The sequence below is a fragment of the Aquabacterium sp. genome, assembly GCF_030652515.1.
Lineage (GTDB): Bacteria > Pseudomonadota > Gammaproteobacteria > Burkholderiales > Burkholderiaceae_C > Aquabacterium.
Genome location: NZ_JAUSAR010000013.1, coordinates 167,777 through 182,823 on the forward strand (window position 1 = coordinate 167,777; position 15,047 = coordinate 182,823).

General features: G+C 65.3%; 13 protein-coding genes. 6 read left to right on the top strand and 7 right to left on the bottom strand.

Going from position 1 to position 15,047, the window contains the following annotated elements; translation table 11 throughout:
- The first annotated feature begins 3 nt into the window (after positions 1 to 3).
- A complete protein-coding gene (locus Q7V20_RS03205; RefSeq protein WP_304787104.1) occupies positions 4 to 426 on the top strand; it encodes a universal stress protein in 423 nt (140 codons plus the stop codon).
- Between the two features lie 144 nt (positions 427 to 570).
- Complete coding sequence (locus tag Q7V20_RS03210) at positions 571 to 3,138, top strand: diguanylate cyclase domain-containing protein (RefSeq protein WP_304787106.1); 2,568 nt, start codon at positions 571 to 573, stop codon at positions 3,136 to 3,138.
- A gap of 1 nt (position 3,139) precedes the next feature.
- On the opposite strand, the gene Q7V20_RS03215 is transcribed toward Q7V20_RS03210, so the two are convergent.
- A complete protein-coding gene (locus Q7V20_RS03215) occupies positions 3,140 to 3,943 on the bottom strand; it encodes a TetR/AcrR family transcriptional regulator (RefSeq protein ID WP_304787108.1) in 804 nt (267 codons plus the stop codon).
- A 209-nt stretch (positions 3,944 to 4,152) separates the two neighbouring features.
- Between Q7V20_RS03215 and Q7V20_RS03220 the strand changes: the two genes are divergently transcribed.
- Together Q7V20_RS03220 and Q7V20_RS03225 are read left to right on the top strand one after the other, a co-directional pair.
- Positions 4,153 to 5,946: a lipase family protein gene (locus Q7V20_RS03220; protein ID WP_304787110.1), complete on the top strand. Its 1,794-nt coding sequence runs from the start codon at positions 4,153 to 4,155 to the stop codon at positions 5,944 to 5,946.
- Between the two features lie 174 nt (positions 5,947 to 6,120).
- Positions 6,121 to 6,774: a hypothetical protein gene (locus Q7V20_RS03225; RefSeq protein ID WP_304787112.1), complete on the top strand. Its 654-nt coding sequence runs from the start codon at positions 6,121 to 6,123 to the stop codon at positions 6,772 to 6,774.
- A gap of 1 nt (position 6,775) precedes the next feature.
- On the opposite strand, the gene Q7V20_RS03230 is transcribed toward Q7V20_RS03225, so the two are convergent.
- From Q7V20_RS03230 to Q7V20_RS03255, 6 genes are all read right to left on the bottom strand, one after another.
- The gene (locus tag Q7V20_RS03230) at positions 6,776 to 8,155 is read right to left on the bottom strand and encodes an FMN-binding glutamate synthase family protein (RefSeq protein WP_304787114.1); all 1,380 of its coding nucleotides are present in this window, start codon (positions 8,153 to 8,155) and stop codon (positions 6,776 to 6,778) included.
- A 3-nt stretch (positions 8,156 to 8,158) separates the two neighbouring features.
- Positions 8,159 to 8,848 carry a protein glxC gene (locus Q7V20_RS03235; protein WP_304787116.1) on the bottom strand — a complete coding sequence of 230 codons (690 nt, stop codon included), beginning with the start codon at positions 8,846 to 8,848 and terminating at the stop codon, positions 8,159 to 8,161.
- Positions 8,836 to 9,744, bottom strand: a complete 909-nt coding sequence (locus Q7V20_RS03240; protein WP_304787118.1) for an amidophosphoribosyltransferase — start codon at positions 9,742 to 9,744, stop codon at positions 8,836 to 8,838. The genes Q7V20_RS03235 and Q7V20_RS03240 overlap by 13 nt, the downstream gene beginning before the upstream one ends.
- Positions 9,745 to 9,758: 14 nt before the next feature.
- Entirely contained in the window at positions 9,759 to 11,156 is a 1,398-nt protein-coding gene (glnT, locus tag Q7V20_RS03245) for a type III glutamate--ammonia ligase (RefSeq protein ID WP_304787120.1), read from the bottom strand.
- Between the two features lie 104 nt (positions 11,157 to 11,260).
- Entirely contained in the window at positions 11,261 to 12,091 is an 831-nt protein-coding gene (hutG, locus tag Q7V20_RS03250; RefSeq protein ID WP_304787122.1) for an N-formylglutamate deformylase, read from the bottom strand.
- The gene (locus Q7V20_RS03255; RefSeq protein ID WP_304787124.1) at positions 12,088 to 13,137 is read right to left on the bottom strand and encodes a LysR family transcriptional regulator; all 1,050 of its coding nucleotides are present in this window, start codon (positions 13,135 to 13,137) and stop codon (positions 12,088 to 12,090) included. Before Q7V20_RS03255 ends, hutG begins: the two co-directional genes overlap by 4 nt.
- A 146-nt stretch (positions 13,138 to 13,283) precedes the next feature.
- Here Q7V20_RS03255 and Q7V20_RS03260 point away from each other — a divergent pair, with 146 nt between their 5' ends.
- Together Q7V20_RS03260 and Q7V20_RS03265 are read left to right on the top strand one after the other, a co-directional pair.
- Positions 13,284 to 14,471, top strand: a complete 1,188-nt coding sequence (locus Q7V20_RS03260) for an FAD-binding oxidoreductase (RefSeq protein ID WP_304787126.1) — start codon at positions 13,284 to 13,286, stop codon at positions 14,469 to 14,471.
- Positions 14,468 to 15,040 carry a HutD family protein gene (locus Q7V20_RS03265; RefSeq protein WP_304787128.1) on the top strand — a complete coding sequence of 191 codons (573 nt, stop codon included), beginning with the start codon at positions 14,468 to 14,470 and terminating at the stop codon, positions 15,038 to 15,040. The genes Q7V20_RS03260 and Q7V20_RS03265 overlap by 4 nt, the downstream gene beginning before the upstream one ends.
- Positions 15,041 to 15,047: the final 7 nt, after the last annotated feature.

A 15,047-nucleotide genomic window follows, 5' to 3' on the forward strand; every position in this document is an offset into this window, starting at 1 on the left:
TGCATGAACATCCTGATGCCCGTCGATGGGAGTGACTACACCAAGCGCATGCTGGCCTACATCGCTGCGCACGATGAGTTGCTGGGCCCCCAGCACGAGTTCACCATCCTGACGGTGGTGCCGCTGCTGCCTGCGGGCGTGACCGGCTTCCTGGAGCGCGCCATGGCCGATGCCTACTACGAAGACTGCGCGCAGGAGGTGCTGCGGCCCATCAAGGCATTCACCGACCAAAAGGGCTGGAAGGTTCAGTTGGTCAGCCGCAAGGGCCATGCCGCCGAGATGGTCGCGGAGTTCGCCGAGAAACACCCGACCGACCTGATCGTGATGGGCACCCATGGCCGCTCGCTCATCGGCAATGTGGTGCTGGGGTCGGTGGCCACCGGCGTGCTGGCGCGCACCAAGGTGCCTGTGCTGCTGGTGCGCTGACCCTGAAATAGCCCGGGAATCGGGCAATATGTCATGCAGCGCGGTGCCCCGTCAGGTTTTCCCGGGGTTCGGCGTCTGATACTGGTGCTCACACTGACGGATGCCAGTTTTCCACCATGTCACTGTTGGCCCTGAAACGCGCGGGTGTCGTTGTGGATCCCGCTGACCATGGTTGAGCTGGCGCCCACACCGTTGCCCGCCAATGCGAACGAACCCTTGATGGACGGCGCGGCCGATGGGCCTGCGCAGCCCCGAGCGTCGGCCACCAGCGAGTTCGCCACCGCGCTGTCGCAGGGCTTCGGGGGTTTGCGTTTCCCGGCCGATCTGGAGCGGCGCTACCAGCAAGGCCGTGCCGATGAACGGTTGCGGCTGATCCACCGTGGCGTGTTCTGGGTGTTGCTGTTGTGGAACAGCCTCCTGCTCACTGATTGGCTGATGGTGCGCGACCAGTTCGGCAGCGCGCTGCAGTTGCGTTTGCTGTTCTACACCCCCCTGTGCTTGCTCTGGCTGCTTGGCATCAAACACCTGAGCTCCGCCGCGCGCGAATGGGTTGCGGCGGTCATGGGGCCGGTGGGGGCCGCCGTCACGATCTACCTGTGCTTGAACAGCCAGGACGAGTTGGCCCCGTCTTACCTGGTCGTCCTGTGCATGGTCCAGTTGATCAATGGCGGCATGATGCAGCTGCGGTTCTGGAAAGCCATGCTGGTGGACACCGTCATCCTGATGATGTACGCGTGGGCCGCCTTGACCCTGCCCAACCCGCCCACGGCGGTCATGATCGCGATGACGCTGGTCATGGTGTCGGTCATCGTGTTCACGCTGTATGGCAGCTACTGGCTGGAGCACGAAGACCGCTCCAACTGGCTGATGCTGGAGCACGAGCAATGGCTGCAACGCCAACTGGTGCAGGGCAACCAGCAATTGGAGAGACTCTCGCGTTTCGATCCCTTGACCTCGCTGGCCAACCGCCGTCATTTCGACGAGTTCCTGAAGCACACCTGGGCTCGCGCCAGCCACGACGGTGACGCCGCGGCCCTGCTGATGATCGACATCGACCACTTCAAGGCCTACAACGACGAGCATGGCCACCCGGCCGGTGATGCCTGCCTCCAGGCCGTGGCCGAGGCTTTGCGGGATTGCCTGCGCCAGCCTGAAGACCTGGTGGCACGCTACGGTGGCGAAGAGTTCATCGCGCTGTTGAGCCACTCGGACCTGCCGGCGGCCATGGTGGCGGCCGAGCGGGTGCGGGCTGGCGTGGCCAGCGGCACCACCCCGGTCACGGTGAGCATCGGGGTGGCCAGCGTGCGTCCTGGTGCCCACGGCATCACGCCGACCGGGCTGATGGCCGCGGCCGATCAAGCCTTGTACCAGGCCAAGGGCGACGGACGCAACCGGGTGTGCTCGGCCGATGTCCAGCCATCGTCAGACCTGGCGCAGGTGCCGCCCGAGCCCCTGGCGACCTTGCCAGGCGAGCCGATCCCCTCCGCCGCGTTGCACGACGAGGTGGCGTTGGCCCAGGCGCAGATCGACCGCAGCTGTTCCTGGATGCGCTTTCCTGCCGCCCTGGAGCAGCAATTCCTGAACAACGGCGCCCCGGCTCGCCTGCGCTATCTGGTGCTCAGCGGGATCCTCTCGCTCTTCGTGTTCAATGGCTTCCTTTGGGCCGACTATCTGATGGCGGCGGACGTGTTCGAGCTGGCCGTCAAGATCCGCCTGGGCCTGTTCACACCCCTGGCCATCGCCTTGCTGCTGCTGGGCTGGTTTGGCCGCGACTGGGTGTTGCGCACTGTGCCGCCCATGCTGGTGGAGTGCCTGGTGCTGGTCAGTGGCGTGTTCTCGGCGGCCTGCGTGGCCTACATCCTGGCCGCCACCCGCAGCCCGACGGGGCAGTACTACCACGTGGGCCTGATGGTGGTGGTCATTTACGCCAACATCGTGCAGCGGCTGCGCTTCTGGTACGCGCTGGCTTGCTCTGTGGCCATCCTGGCCATGCACATTGGTGGAGTGCTGATGGTGCCCGCTTTCAATGAGCGCCTGATCCTGCCCGTCATCTCCCTGGTCGGCGCCACCGTGGTCTCCACCCTGATGGCCAACTACGCCATGGAGCGCGACGAGCGCAAGCGCTACCTGCTGGTTCTGCGGCAAAAGCAGTTGCTGCAAGATCTGGACGAGGTGCACCAACGCTTGCAGAACCTGGCCCGGGTGGACGTGCTCACCGGCGCCTACAACCGCCGCCACCTGCAGGAGTATTTGCGCCAGACCTGGCAGCGGGCCCAGCACGGGCAAGGCGAGGTGGCCGTGATCATGCTGGACGTGGACCACTTCAAGAAATACAACGACCGCTATGGCCACCCGGCCGGCGACCGTTGCCTGGTCCAGGTGGCCGAGGTCATGCAGGCCTGCCTGCGCCGACCTGGCGACCTCGTAGCCCGCTACGGTGGCGAGGAGTTCATCGCGGTGCTGCCGCAAACCAGCGCCGAGCTGGCGCAGCAAGCGGCCGAGCGCATACGCTTGGCCGTGCAAGCCTTGCAGGTTCGGCACGAAGGATCAGACACGGCCGCCATGGTGACGGTCAGCGTGGGTGTGGCCAGCGCGCGGGCCGGTGCCGGGCAGACCGAATCCGACCTGATCGCGGCGGCCGATGCGGCCCTGTACCAAGCCAAACACGGTGGCCGCAACCGGGTCAGCCTGGCCGCGGCCAGGCGAGCCTGAATCAGTCAGGCTTGAAAACCTGGCGCACGTGGGCGACGATGTCGTCGGGCGCGGGCACCGTTTCCGAGCCGGGCACGGTCAATTGCATCCAGCGCCTCAGGCCGGCCCACGCGAACAGGTTGTGTTTGACGACCGAATCGAGGTCGGCCTTGAAGCCCGTGTCGGACCACGCGATGGCCGTGTGGACGGCCGTGCCCACCAGGCCGCTGGCGGCCAGTTTCAAATCGATCTCGGTGCTCACCTGTGGGTGCAAGCCCTGCGTCAGCGTTTCGATGACCTGCTGATAGACCAGCAGCGCCGATTGGCCTTCGCGGAGCTTGGATTGCTCGCGCCAGACGCCATCAATCAGGATGATCTGGACGCGGCGCGGGTCGTCGCGGATGAAGCGCAAGAAGGCGCCCAGGCCCGATTCCAGAAGCGCTTCTTCATTCAGTGGGGCCTGCATGATGGCGCCGCTGACGGCGGCCATGAGGTCGCGCACCAAGTGCTTGAACACGGTGTCGAAAACCTCGTGCGTGCTCTTGAAGGATTCGTAGAAATAGCGCTCGCTCAGGCGTGATTGCGCGCAGATGTCGCGCATGGTGGCCCGCGCGAACCCTTGCTGCCCAAAAACCTCGATGCCCGCATCGATCAGCCGCCGCCGCCGCAAACGGGTGCGCTCCTCCAGCGGGACGCCCGAGTACATGCGCGGTTTCACGTCGGCGGGTGGCGGTTGCAAAGGCATTGGGAATTGGACAACGACGATGGCTGATTTGATCGACACCTTGAGTATGGGGTCATCCAGCCGTCGCAAGGGTGTTTCCATGCTTGTGAAAACCCCTTAGGTTGTCGTTTTAGCCCCCCTTTTGACTACCAGGCCCGTGTTCGCGGGGGGAAGGGTGAAAGGGCGGCTCACCTTGGCGCAAACCCTCTGATGAACTGCTTAATCAGTTTGTCAAACTGACCCCATGCGATTAATCGATCGCTGGTAATCGATCCCCGATAGGTTGCCGGAACCAAAATGGAGAGAGACTCATGATGACCACCTTCTTTCGCCGCCCCGCTCTGGCACTGCCTTTGGCTGCCATGGCCCTGGCGGTGACGTCGGCCTACGCGGCCCCCACGGCCGGCCCATCCGGCATCGCCTTCTACACGGCCCCGGCCAGCCTCACCGGCGTCCATGGTGACCTGATCTCTTACCGCACCACGACCGTCAACCTGGGTGCCACGGCGCCAGCCGTCAAGGCCTGGAACGTGATGTACCAGTCCACCGATTCGGTGGGCGCTGCCAACGTGGTCACCGGCACGGTGCTGGTCCCGACGGCCGCCTGGGCGGGCACGGGTGAACGCCCCATCGTTTCATATGCCGTGGGCACCCACGGTCTGGCCCAACCTTGCGCGCCTTCGCTGCAAATGGCCGCTGGCAAGGACTATGAAGCCGCCAACATCGCCGCCGCCCTGAAGGCCGGTTACGCGGTTCTGGTTTCCGACTACGCGGGTTACACCACCGGCAGCACGCCCACTTACCTGGCCGGTGCTTCGCAAGGCAACGCCGTGCTGGACATCGTCCGCGCGGCCAGCCAAATCCCGTCGGTGGGCCTGAGCGCCACCGCCAAGACTGCCATCTGGGGTTACTCGCAAGGTGGCCAAAGCGCCTCCTGGGCCGCTGAACGCAAGGCCACCTACGTGCCCAGCCTGAACCTGGTGGGCGTGGCCGCCGGCGGCACCCCCGCTGACTTCATCACCACGGCCAAGTACCTGGACGGCTCCAACGGCGCCTCCTTCCTGTTCGGCGGTGTGGTCGGCCTGGCCGAGCAATACCCCACCGCCATCCCGCTGGACACGCTGGCCAATGCCACTGGCCAAGCCGCCATCGCCCGTGCCAAGAACCAGTGCGTGTTCGAGTCGCTGTTCGACCTGATGAATGACAGCCTGTCCGAGTACACGGTGGGCAACCAGACGCTGGACCAGCTGATCGCCGTGCCCGCGATCAACGCCACGCTGAAGGCGCAGAACCTGGGCGCCACCAAGGTCCCCGTGCCGATGTACCAGTACCACGGCCAGGCCGACGAGTTCATCCCCATCGAACAGCACGTGGATTTGAAGCGCAAGTACTGCGCCAAGTTCAGCAATGTGTACTTCGACGTGTACCCCAGCGAGCACATCGTGACGCAGTTCCAGGCCGCACCCACCGTGCTGACCTGGCTGGGTGACCGCTTCAATGGCAAGAGCGCGACCAGCAGCTGCCTGACCTTGTCGGCCGTGCCCAAATCGACCGCCAACCCCAACAAGGGCAACTTCGTGGTGTCCCTCAAGAGCTGGCCTCTGGTTGCCAGCGTGGGCCTGAAGACCCTGGGTCAGACCGTGAACCTGCCCACCACCTCGACCTTCACGGCCGAGACGGACATCACGGCCCAACGCCTGACCGGCACCCTCTCGGTGCCGAACTTCAGCCAGTCGATCAAGATCCTGGGCATTGGCTCGCAGGTCGGCATGAAGATCACGCCTGTGGGCGAGGCCACCGGCACGGTGTCGCTGGACAACGATGGCCAGTTGCACGTTCATGGCCTGGTCAAGGCCGACATCACGATCACGTCCCTGTCGGGTCTGCCGATCGGTTCGTGCAAGACGGTGACGCCAGTCGAGTTCCCCATCGACTTCGATGGTCCGATCTCTTCACTGGGCAATGGCAACCTGAACTTCTCGGGCACGACGACCTTCCCGCAACTGAAGGGCTGCGGCGTCTCGGCGATCCTGACCGCGGTCATGTCCGGCCCTGGCCAGACCTACTCGTTCACCGTGAAGCCCCCGGCTCCCCGCAAGTTCTGATCACCGCCTGAGGTGAACTGAACGCGAGGCCGACCCACCTTTGAAAAGGCGGGTCGGCCTTTTGTCTTTCTACGGGTTTTCTCGCCCGGGTTTTACTGAGTGGGCATTTTGTCCCACCCTGTGCACACTGCCGGTTGACACCGATTTGGCGGAACAAATCTAAGGATTCGAAAAATGGCACAAGTTCAAGTGGCGCGCAGCGCGGGCAAACAGTGGTTCGCCTTGCTGGCCCTGATTGGTGGGGCGATGGCGGCCGTGCTGTGGTGGTGGTCCCACCGCGATGATGCGGCCGTGAGCGAGCCTGTGGCCAGTTCGGCCCCTGCCCCCGAGGCCGCTGCTCTGGTCCAGCCAGTGGCGCTGGCCCAGCCCGCGGCCGCCTTGCCCACCACCGAGGCGGGCTTGATGGCCCAACAAGCCGCTGCCGCCCAGGTCGTGGCGCGTGCGCCCGCCATGAAGCCCATCACGGGGCCTGTCACGGAGCGCCCGGAGTTCGTGTCTGAAATGGAGTGGACGATGCTGAAAGGCGTTGCCCAGCAAAACGCCACGCCCGACGCGGAGCTGACGCGCCTGGTCAACAAGCTGCGCTTCATGAAGCAACTGGAGCTGTGGCAGTCGATGGAGCACTCCAATGACATGGCCAAACGCCAGCTGCTGGCCGAGCAACTGCTGGACGATCTGCCCCAGCGCGTGGCCAATGCCGACCTGGACAAGCCAGAAGCCCAGAAGCTGCAAGCCTCCTTGCTGAAGGATGCCGTGAGCGACGAGCAAGCGCGCAAGAAGCGCGCTGAAGTGGAATCCCGCCGCCTGGGTGCTTCCGCCGCCAGCTGATTCAGATGCCGCTGGGCCCCATCCCCGGGATCCAGTTGGTGCCGGCCAGTGGCACACGCGCCATGGCCGCCGCCTCCACCGTGAGGGCTACCAAGTCTTCGGGCTCCAGGTGGTGCACGTTCTGTTTGCCGCAGGCCCGTGCCAGGGTGGTCAATTCCATCGTCAAAGTTTTCAAATAGTTCTTGAGCTGCTTGGCACCCCAGGCGGGCTCCAGGCGTTGCTCCAGCACCGCGTCTTGCGTGGTCACGCCCACGGGGCATTTGCCGGTGTGGCAGTGGTGGCAAAAGCCTGCTTGCGTGCCCAGTGCCGCGTAGTCGGCCTGCGCGCTGAGCAATTGGCCACCTTGCTGGTAGGTGTCGCGGTTGCAGCCCAATGACATCAACACGCCCTGGCCGATGGCCACGGCATCGGCGCCCAGGGCCAAGGCCTTGGCCACGTCGGCACCCGTGCGGATGCCGCCCGACACGATCAACTGCACCTTGCCGACCATGTCCAGGTCTTCCAGCGCCGCCACGGCTTGGCGCACGGCGGCCAGCGTGGGGATGCCCACGTGTTCTATGAAGCAGGTCTGGGTCGCCGCGGTGCCGCCTTGCATGCCGTCGACCACGATCACGTCGGCGCCCGCGTGCACGGCCAGCTTCACATCGTTGAAGACGCGAGTGGCGCCCACCTTCACGTAGATGGGCTTTTCCCAATCGGTGAGTTCGCGCAGTTCCTGGATCTTGATGGTGAGGTCGTCGGGGCCGGTCCAGTCGGGGTGGCGGCACGCTGATCGCTGGTCCACGCCTTCGGGCAGGGTGCGCATCTTGGCCACGCGGGGGTTGACCTTCTGGCCCAGCAGCATGCCGCCGCCGCCGGGCTTGGCGCCCTGGCCTAGCACCACCTCGATGGCATCGGCGCGGCGCACGTCGTCGGGGTTGAAGCCGTAGCGCGAGGGCAGGCATTGGTAGACCAGGGTCTTGGAGGACTGGCGCTCCTCCTGGGTCATGCCGCCGTCGCCCGTGGTGGTCGAGGTGCCCATGGCGGTGGCGGCCAGGCCCAAGGCTTCCTTCACATTGGCCGACAAGGCGCCGAAGCTCATGCCGGCGATGGTGATGGGCGTCTCTAACACGATGGGTTTCTTGGCGAAGCGGGTGCCCAGCACCGTGCGGGTGCTGCACTTCTCGCGATAGCCCTCCAGCGGGTAGCGTGACAGCGAGGCGCCGAGGAAGACGAGGTCGTCGAAGTGCGGCAGTGCGCGCTTGGCGCCCAGGCCGCGGATTTCGTACAAACCGGTTTGCGAGGCGCGGTGGATGTAGTCCAGCGTGCTGCGGTCGAACAGGGCCGACTCTTCGCGTTGCAGGGGCTTGAAGGCGATGGGGTGTTCGGTGGGGGCGTTCATGGATCAGTACTCCTGCTCGGCGTCGGCGTTCCAGTGGTAAAGGCTGCGGCTGGAGGCCACGCGTTTGAACTCATGCGGGTCATGCTTGAAGCCTGCGTCTTGCAGCAGTTGCGTCAAGGCGCTGATGTCGGCGTCCAGCAAGGGCTCGATTTGCGCATCGGCGCCCAGCGACTTGATGTCGCCGCGCACGTAGATCACGGCTTCGTACAGCGAATCGCCAAGCGCATCGCCCGCGTGGCCGCAGACCACCATGCGCCCGGCTTGCGCCATGAAGCCCGAGAAGCTGCCCACCGAGCCGCCGACCACGATGTCGCCGCCCTTGAGCGAGATGCCGCAGCGCAGGCCCGCATCGCCATCGATGACCAGCAGGCCGCCATGCGCCGAGGCGCCTGCGCTGTTGGAGGCAAAGCCCTTGATGTGGACCTTGCCGCTCATCATGTTCTCGGCCGCGCCGGTGCTGGCACTGCCTTCGATGGTCACGTCGGCGAACTTGTTCATGCCGGCGGCGTAGTAACCCGCGTGGCCGTGGATGGTGACCTTGACTGGCGCGTTGATGCCCACGGCCAGGTTGTGCGCGCCATCGGGATTGAAGACCTCCACGTGCTGGTCGGCCAGTTCATTGGCCGGGCCGTGCAGGTGCTGGTTGAGCTGGCGCACGGTGGCGCGGCTCAAATCGAAACTCAGGCTTTCCATACGTACATCTCCTCGGGGGCAGGCTCGAACACTTTGGCGTGCTGGATGTCGGGCAAATGGGCGAGCGAGCGGAACTCGCTGGCGATGGCCACGTAGTCGTCGGTCTCGGCGACCACGGCAGGCTTGCAGGCGAAGGGGTCGCGGATCAGGGCCAGCTCGGTGGCCGTGCCCATCAGGAACGTGTAGAAGCCGTCGAGGGCCTCGAAGCCTTTTTGCAAGGCGCCATGCAGGTCGTCGCCTTCGCGCAGGCGCCATTCCAGGAAGCGGCAAGCCGCCTCGGTGTCGTTGTCGGTCTCGAACTTGATGCCGCGTGGCTCCAACATGCGGCGGATGCCGTTGGGGTTGGACAGCGAGCCGTTGTGCACCAGGCAGAAGTCTTCACCGGCGGTGAAAGGGTGGGCTCGGTCGGGCGTGACGGCCGACTCGGTGGCCATGCGCGTGTGGCCCACCAGGTGGCTGCCGGCCAGTTGGTTGAAGCCATAGCGCGCGGCCACTTGCGAAGGCGTGCCGATGTCCTTGTAGAGGTCGATGCTGCGGCCGGCCGACAGCAAATGCAGCTTGGGGTTGAAGGCATTGACCCAGTCTTTCACCGGGTCCACATCGCCTTCGAAGGTGAGGATGGCGTGGTTGCCTTTGAGCTGCGCTGTGGCGCTGACCTTCAAGGCCTCGTTCAGCGAGCCGATCAGCACGGGCCAGTCATAGCGATCGGCCTCAGGCGTGAGGCCCGAGTAAACGCTGATCTTGCGTTGCCCTTCTGGCAAGGGTTGCGAGAACACGGCCAGTCCAGCCGAATCAGGGCCGCGCTCGGTCATGCCGATCAGCATGGGCACCATCAACTCGCCGAGCTGGCCGCGCAGCGAGGGCGTTTTCAAAAGGAGTCCGACAATTCCGCACATTGGGGTGTTCTCTTTCAGAAAAATTCCAGGTAGCTCTTGATCTCCCATTCGGAGACGTGGCGCATGTACTCGATCCACTCCATGCGCTTGAGCTTGATGAACTCGTCGGCCACGGGGCCCAAGGCCTTGCGGATCACTTTGTCGCTTTCGAGCGCATTCAAGGCCGCGTCCAGGTTCTGAGGCAAAAGGCCGATGCCTGCTGCCTTCAACTGCACCTCGCTCCAGTCGTAGAGGTTGGCGTTGCAGGGCTCGCCTGGGTCCAGCTCGCGCTCGATGCCATCCAGGCCTGCGGCGATCACGGCGGCCGTGGCCAAGTAGGGGTTGGCGGCGCCATCTGGCAGGCGCAGTTCAAGGCGGCCCTTGGGGATGCGCACCATGCACGAGCGGTTGTTGTCGCCGTAGCTGATGTAGGCCGGGGCCCAGGTGGCGCCGGTGAGCGAGCGGCCCACCACCAGGCGCTTGTAGGAGTTGACGGTGGGCGCGCACAAGGCGCTCAAGGCCGGTGCGTGCGCCAGCAGGCCGCCCAGGAAGTGGTACGCCATCTTGGACAGCTCCAGCCCGCGCGGGTCGGCCTTGTCCTGGAAGAGGTTGCGCTGTTGCCCATCACCAATGGACAGGTGCATGTGCATGCCATTGCCCGGCCGGTTCGAGAAGGGCTTGGGCATGAAGGAGCAGATCAGGCCCAGCTCGTTGGCGATCTCGCTGGCGGCCATCTTGAAGAAGATGAAGTGGTCGCACGAGGTCAGGCAATCGGTGTAGGTGTAGTTCAGCTCGAACTGGCCGTTGGCGTCTTCGTGGTCGATCTGGTAGACGTCGATGCCGACCGAGCGCAGGGCGTCCGACAGGCGCTCCAGGAAGACGCGGGTGCGCGACAGGCCCTTGTAGTCGTAGCAGGGCTTGGCCAGGCTGTCACTGGCATCGCAGGGCTCGATGCGGCCTTCGATGCCGCGCTTGAGCAGCGAGAACTCGGGCTCCAGGCCGGTGAACAAGGTCCAGCCTTTGGCGCTCAGGCGCTCGATCTGGCGGCGCAGGGTGACGCGGCTGTCGTAGTGCCAGGGCTCGCCATTGACGTGGCCTTCGCAGACGATGCGGGCCAGGCCGGGTTGCCAGGGCACCAGGCTGATGGTGGCGAGGTCGCCCACGGCCATGAAATCAGGGCCGTGCGGGTCGATGCCCACGCCCCAGATGGCGAAGCCGGCGAAGCCCGCGCCGTCCGTCATCACGGTGGGCAGGTGGGCCACGGGCACGGACTTGGCCTTGGCCACGCCGTGGATGTCGACGAACTGGGCGAGCACGTAGCCGACGCCTTGTTCGGTGAGGTAGCGCTGGGCGTCTTGGACGTTGGTGAAGCGCTGCGGGGGCGGCAAGGTGGCCGCGTTGGCGGCGCGACCGTCGAGGGTGAGAGCGTTCATCGGAAAGGGCTCCTGCAAGGCATCTTTGGATGAGATGACGTGGTTTGCGAAAGCCTCAGCGTTGTTTCTTGTAATGAATCTAATGTTCTTGTTGTGAATCTAACTCAGGCGCCGGATGGCGTCAAGCGAATCTGTGTGATTGCGGTGCTGATCAGGTTTTTGAGAAGTGGCTGCACCTGCAGGGCGAGGTCGGGCCGGTAGGCGAAGGGGGCGGCTTCTTCCATGTAGAGGCTCTGGCACATTTCCAACTGGATGGCGTGCACGCCTTGCGAAGGCTGGCCGTAATGGCGGGTGATGTGGCCGCCTTTGAACCGGCCGTTGTGCACGTGGGTGAGGGTGCCGTTGGTGGGCAACTGCGCGAGCACCGCGTTGATCAAGGGCGGCGCGCAACTGCGGCCTTCAGCGGTGCCGAAGTTGAAGTCGGGCAGCTTGCCGTCGAAGAGCAGGGGCAGCACGCTGGCGATGGAATGCGCTTCCCACAGCAGGACTTGGCCGTGCAGGGCGCGCAGGCGGTCCAGCTCGGCTTGAAGGGCTTGGTGATAGGGACGCCAGTAGGTGTCCAAACGCCGTTGCACCTCGGCGGCATCGGGTTCGTGGCCGGGGGCATACAAAGGGTCGCCCCGGAAGGTTTGCGTGGGGCACAGGCCAGTGGTGGCCTGGCCGGGGTAAAGGCTTTCGCCCGTGGCGGGGCGGTTCAGGTCGATGGCGTAGCGCGAGACCTTGGCGCCCAGCACCGACACGCCCAGGTCCAAGGCGAAGTCGTAGAGGTGGTCCAGGTGCCAGTCGGTGTCGCACAGCGCGTCTGCCTCGGGCAGCAACTGCATGCGCACCTCGTCGGGCAACAAGGTGCCCAGGTGAGGGATGGAGATCAGCAGCGGCTGTTGACCGCGCTGCAGCGTGTAGGTCGGGTGGTCGGTGATGTCGAGCTTGGTCATGGCGAGGTCCGGTGCGCTGGGCTTTCGTCGTCGGGGCAGATCAGGGCCGGGCGCGGCAGGGCGGGCATGGCGCGGGCAATCGCGGGCGCGGTGTCCTGCCGGATCAACTGGCGGACCACGCGCAGCACGTCCTGGCTCAGGCCAGGCCATTCGCCTTCGCGCGAGAGCAGGTAGAAGTCGCGCTGGCCTAGGCGGGTGGGCGGCAAGGGCAGCACGGTCACTTGGTCCAGGTACTGGCGCGATTGCCAGAGGCAAAGCGGCGTGCTGATCGCCCAGCCCAGACCGGCGGCCACCAGGCTGAGCAGGGGGTCGGTGGCGTCGAACTCGAAGCGGCGTGGCGCTCGCACGCCCAAGTGACGCAGCAGCCCATCGATCTGCTGGCCGATGACCGAGCGCTGGCTGTAGCGGATGAGGGGCAGGGCGCCGACCAGCGTGCCCAGCTCACGCGCCGAAGTCAGTGGCATCAAGGCTTGGTCTTTGGGAAACACCAGCACCCAGGATTCAGAACAGATCAGGCGCTGCTGGATGCGCGCGTCTTCCAGCTTCATCTCGGTGCAAATGGCCAGGTCCAGCTCGCGGCTTTGCAGTTGTGCGCTGAGGCTGGGTGTCAGGCCCGACCACATCTGGATCTGGCGCGCGGTGCCCGACAGCGCACGGATCAGTTCAGGCCCCACCGTGGCGGCGAAGGAGTCCACACAACCCAGACGAATGTGGGCAATGTCCTGCCGCGCGCTCGCCCGCACCTGTTCGTGCATCGCACGAGCCTGGATCAGCAGGTCTTGCGAGGCGGCCAGCAAAGCCCGGCCAGCGCGCGTGGGCTGGGCGGGGCGCACTTCGCGGTCGAAGAGTTGCAGCGCATAGCTGGCTTCCAGCGCCTTGACCATCTGACTGATGGCGCTCTGGCTCACCCCCAGGCGCGCGGCGGCCAGCGACATCGAGCCCGCCTCGCACACGGTGACGAAGGCGTGCAGGGTGCGCAAGTCGGGCCAAGCCGAGGCGATGGGCTCAACAGGGACGAGGGTGGCGAAGGGCGGCGCGGCGTTCATGTGGACCCCATCGTGATGGCCTTGCAAGGGCTGGGTGAAGTGCAACAGAAAAACTTCAGCATTGAATAAGTTTCACTGATGCAAAGGTCGGGCCAACTCCTCGCCGCTACGCTGAATCACCCCGCCAACTGAACCCCAGGACAGCCATGAACAACAACTACGACGTGATCGTGATCGGGGCCGGCGTGATTGGCAGCTCAGTGGCCTATCACCTGGCTCGTTTTGGTGCGCAGCGCGTGCTGGTGCTCGACCGAACCCAGATCGGTGCGGGCACGACCTCGCAGTCCTCCGGCATCCTGCGCACCCACTACTCCGTGCGCGAGAACGTCGAGCTGGCCAAGTCCTCCTGGGCCATCTTCAAGGACCTGGCTGGCTACCTGGGTGACGAGGACGCCGCCAGCGGCCTGGTGAAATGCGGCTACCTGATCTGCGCGCCCGAAGGCCCCAAGCTGGAACCACTGCGTCAGGCCCTGGCCGGCCAGGTGGCCCAGGGCATCGAAGTGAACCTGATCAACCGTGCTCAGGCGCGTGAGTTGTTGCCCATCGCGCACTTCGACGATGCCGCTTTGATCGGACACGAGCCCGAAGCGGGTTTCGCGGACGCCTACCTGACAGCCACCAGCTTCGCCCGCGCGGCCCGGCGCCTGGGCGTCAAGATCATGGAGGGCGTGGAGGTGCAGCGGTTGCTGGTCGAGGGTGGTCAAGTGCTTGGCGTCGAAACCTCGCGTGGCACCTTCCACAGCGCCACGGTGATCAGCACGCAAAACATCTGGGCCACCGACATCGAACGCTGGACCGGCATCCTCACGCCCGTGAGCGCCGAGCGCCACGCGGTGCTGGCCCTGGAAGGCCCGCAGCCCTACACCTTCCAGATGCCCGTGTTCAAAGACCTGGGCTCACCGGGCATGCTGTACTGCCGCAGCTATGGCGGCACGCAGATGCTGGTGAGCGAGGGCACCGTGGGCGAGACCCTGCCCGCGCCCGACAACGAGCAGGGCGACATCTCGCTGGACTACATGGTCGAGGTGGGCGAGCAAGTGGCACAGCGCTTTCTCACGTACGAGACGGCCGGCCTGGCCTCCTCATGGACCGGGGTCTACGATGTCACGCCCGACTGGAACCCGGTGCTGGGTCGCCTGCCCGATGTGAAGGGCCTGATCGTGGGCTATGGCTTCTCGGGCCATGGCTTCAAGCTGTCGCCGGGGGTTGGACGGCTGCTGGCACAAGAGGCGCTGGGCTTGCCCACCGACGTGTCGCTGGCGCCGTATGCCTTGGAGCGTTTCAGGACCGGTCATTTGCTGACGGGCTTGTACGGCAAGGGCGCGGTCTCATGAGCAGGCTGCTTGACCTGCCGCCCGAGCCCTGGCGCAATGGGGGTGGCGTGACCCGCACCGTGGCCCGTGGCGAAGAAGACGCTGGTGGTGAATTGTGGCGCGTCAGTGCTGCCGAGATCACCACCAGCGGGGCCTTCTCGCGCTTCCCGAACATGGACCGCCAGGCCATGCTGATCGCCGGTGGCCCCTTGACCTTGGTCGTCGCCTGCACGCCGAACACCATGGCGCACGTCGGCGACACAGTGCGCTTCAGCGGCGAGGCCGACAGCGCCGTGACCTTGACCGGCCGCCCGGCGCGCTTCTGGAACGTGATGACGCGGCGTGGCGGGGTCTTTGCCGAAGTGACGCTGATCCGCCATGAGCACGGCCCCTTGGTGCTTGAAGCATCGGCCACGTCCCGCCGCATTGTGCTGGTGTTGGCTGGTGCCTGCCAATGGGCATCGCCAGAGCAAGGCACCACCACGCACCACGAAGTGGGGGATCTTTTGCTGCCAACACCTGGCAAGCCTGGCCTCATCCAATCCGAAAGCCCCGACACCGTCCTGTTGCACACCCGCATCCAGCTATAGCGCAAGG

Bases quoted from the DNA above. Each gene is read 5' to 3' on its own strand.
- Q7V20_RS03240 (WP_304787118.1), bottom strand. From the start codon at position 9,744: ATGTGCGGAATTGTCGGACTCCTTTTGAAAACGCCCTCGCTGCGCGGC.
- Q7V20_RS03215 (WP_304787108.1), bottom strand. From the start codon at position 3,943: ATGGAAACACCCTTGCGACGGCTGGATGACCCCATACTCAAGGTGTCG.
- Q7V20_RS03235 (WP_304787116.1), bottom strand. From the start codon at position 8,848: ATGGAAAGCCTGAGTTTCGATTTGAGCCGCGCCACCGTGCGCCAGCTC.
- Q7V20_RS03220 (WP_304787110.1), top strand. From the start codon at position 4,153: ATGATGACCACCTTCTTTCGCCGCCCCGCTCTGGCACTGCCTTTGGCT.
- Q7V20_RS03265 (WP_304787128.1), top strand. From the start codon at position 14,468: ATGAGCAGGCTGCTTGACCTGCCGCCCGAGCCCTGGCGCAATGGGGGT.
- Q7V20_RS03260 (WP_304787126.1), top strand. From the start codon at position 13,284: ATGAACAACAACTACGACGTGATCGTGATCGGGGCCGGCGTGATTGGC.
- hutG (WP_304787122.1), bottom strand. From the start codon at position 12,091: ATGACCAAGCTCGACATCACCGACCACCCGACCTACACGCTGCAGCGC.
- glnT (WP_304787120.1), bottom strand. From the start codon at position 11,156: ATGAACGCTCTCACCCTCGACGGTCGCGCCGCCAACGCGGCCACCTTG.
- Q7V20_RS03205 (WP_304787104.1), top strand. From the start codon at position 4: ATGAACATCCTGATGCCCGTCGATGGGAGTGACTACACCAAGCGCATG.
- Q7V20_RS03230 (WP_304787114.1), bottom strand. From the start codon at position 8,155: ATGAACGCCCCCACCGAACACCCCATCGCCTTCAAGCCCCTGCAACGC.
- Q7V20_RS03255 (WP_304787124.1), bottom strand. From the start codon at position 13,137: ATGAACGCCGCGCCGCCCTTCGCCACCCTCGTCCCTGTTGAGCCCATC.
- Q7V20_RS03225 (WP_304787112.1), top strand. From the start codon at position 6,121: ATGGCACAAGTTCAAGTGGCGCGCAGCGCGGGCAAACAGTGGTTCGCC.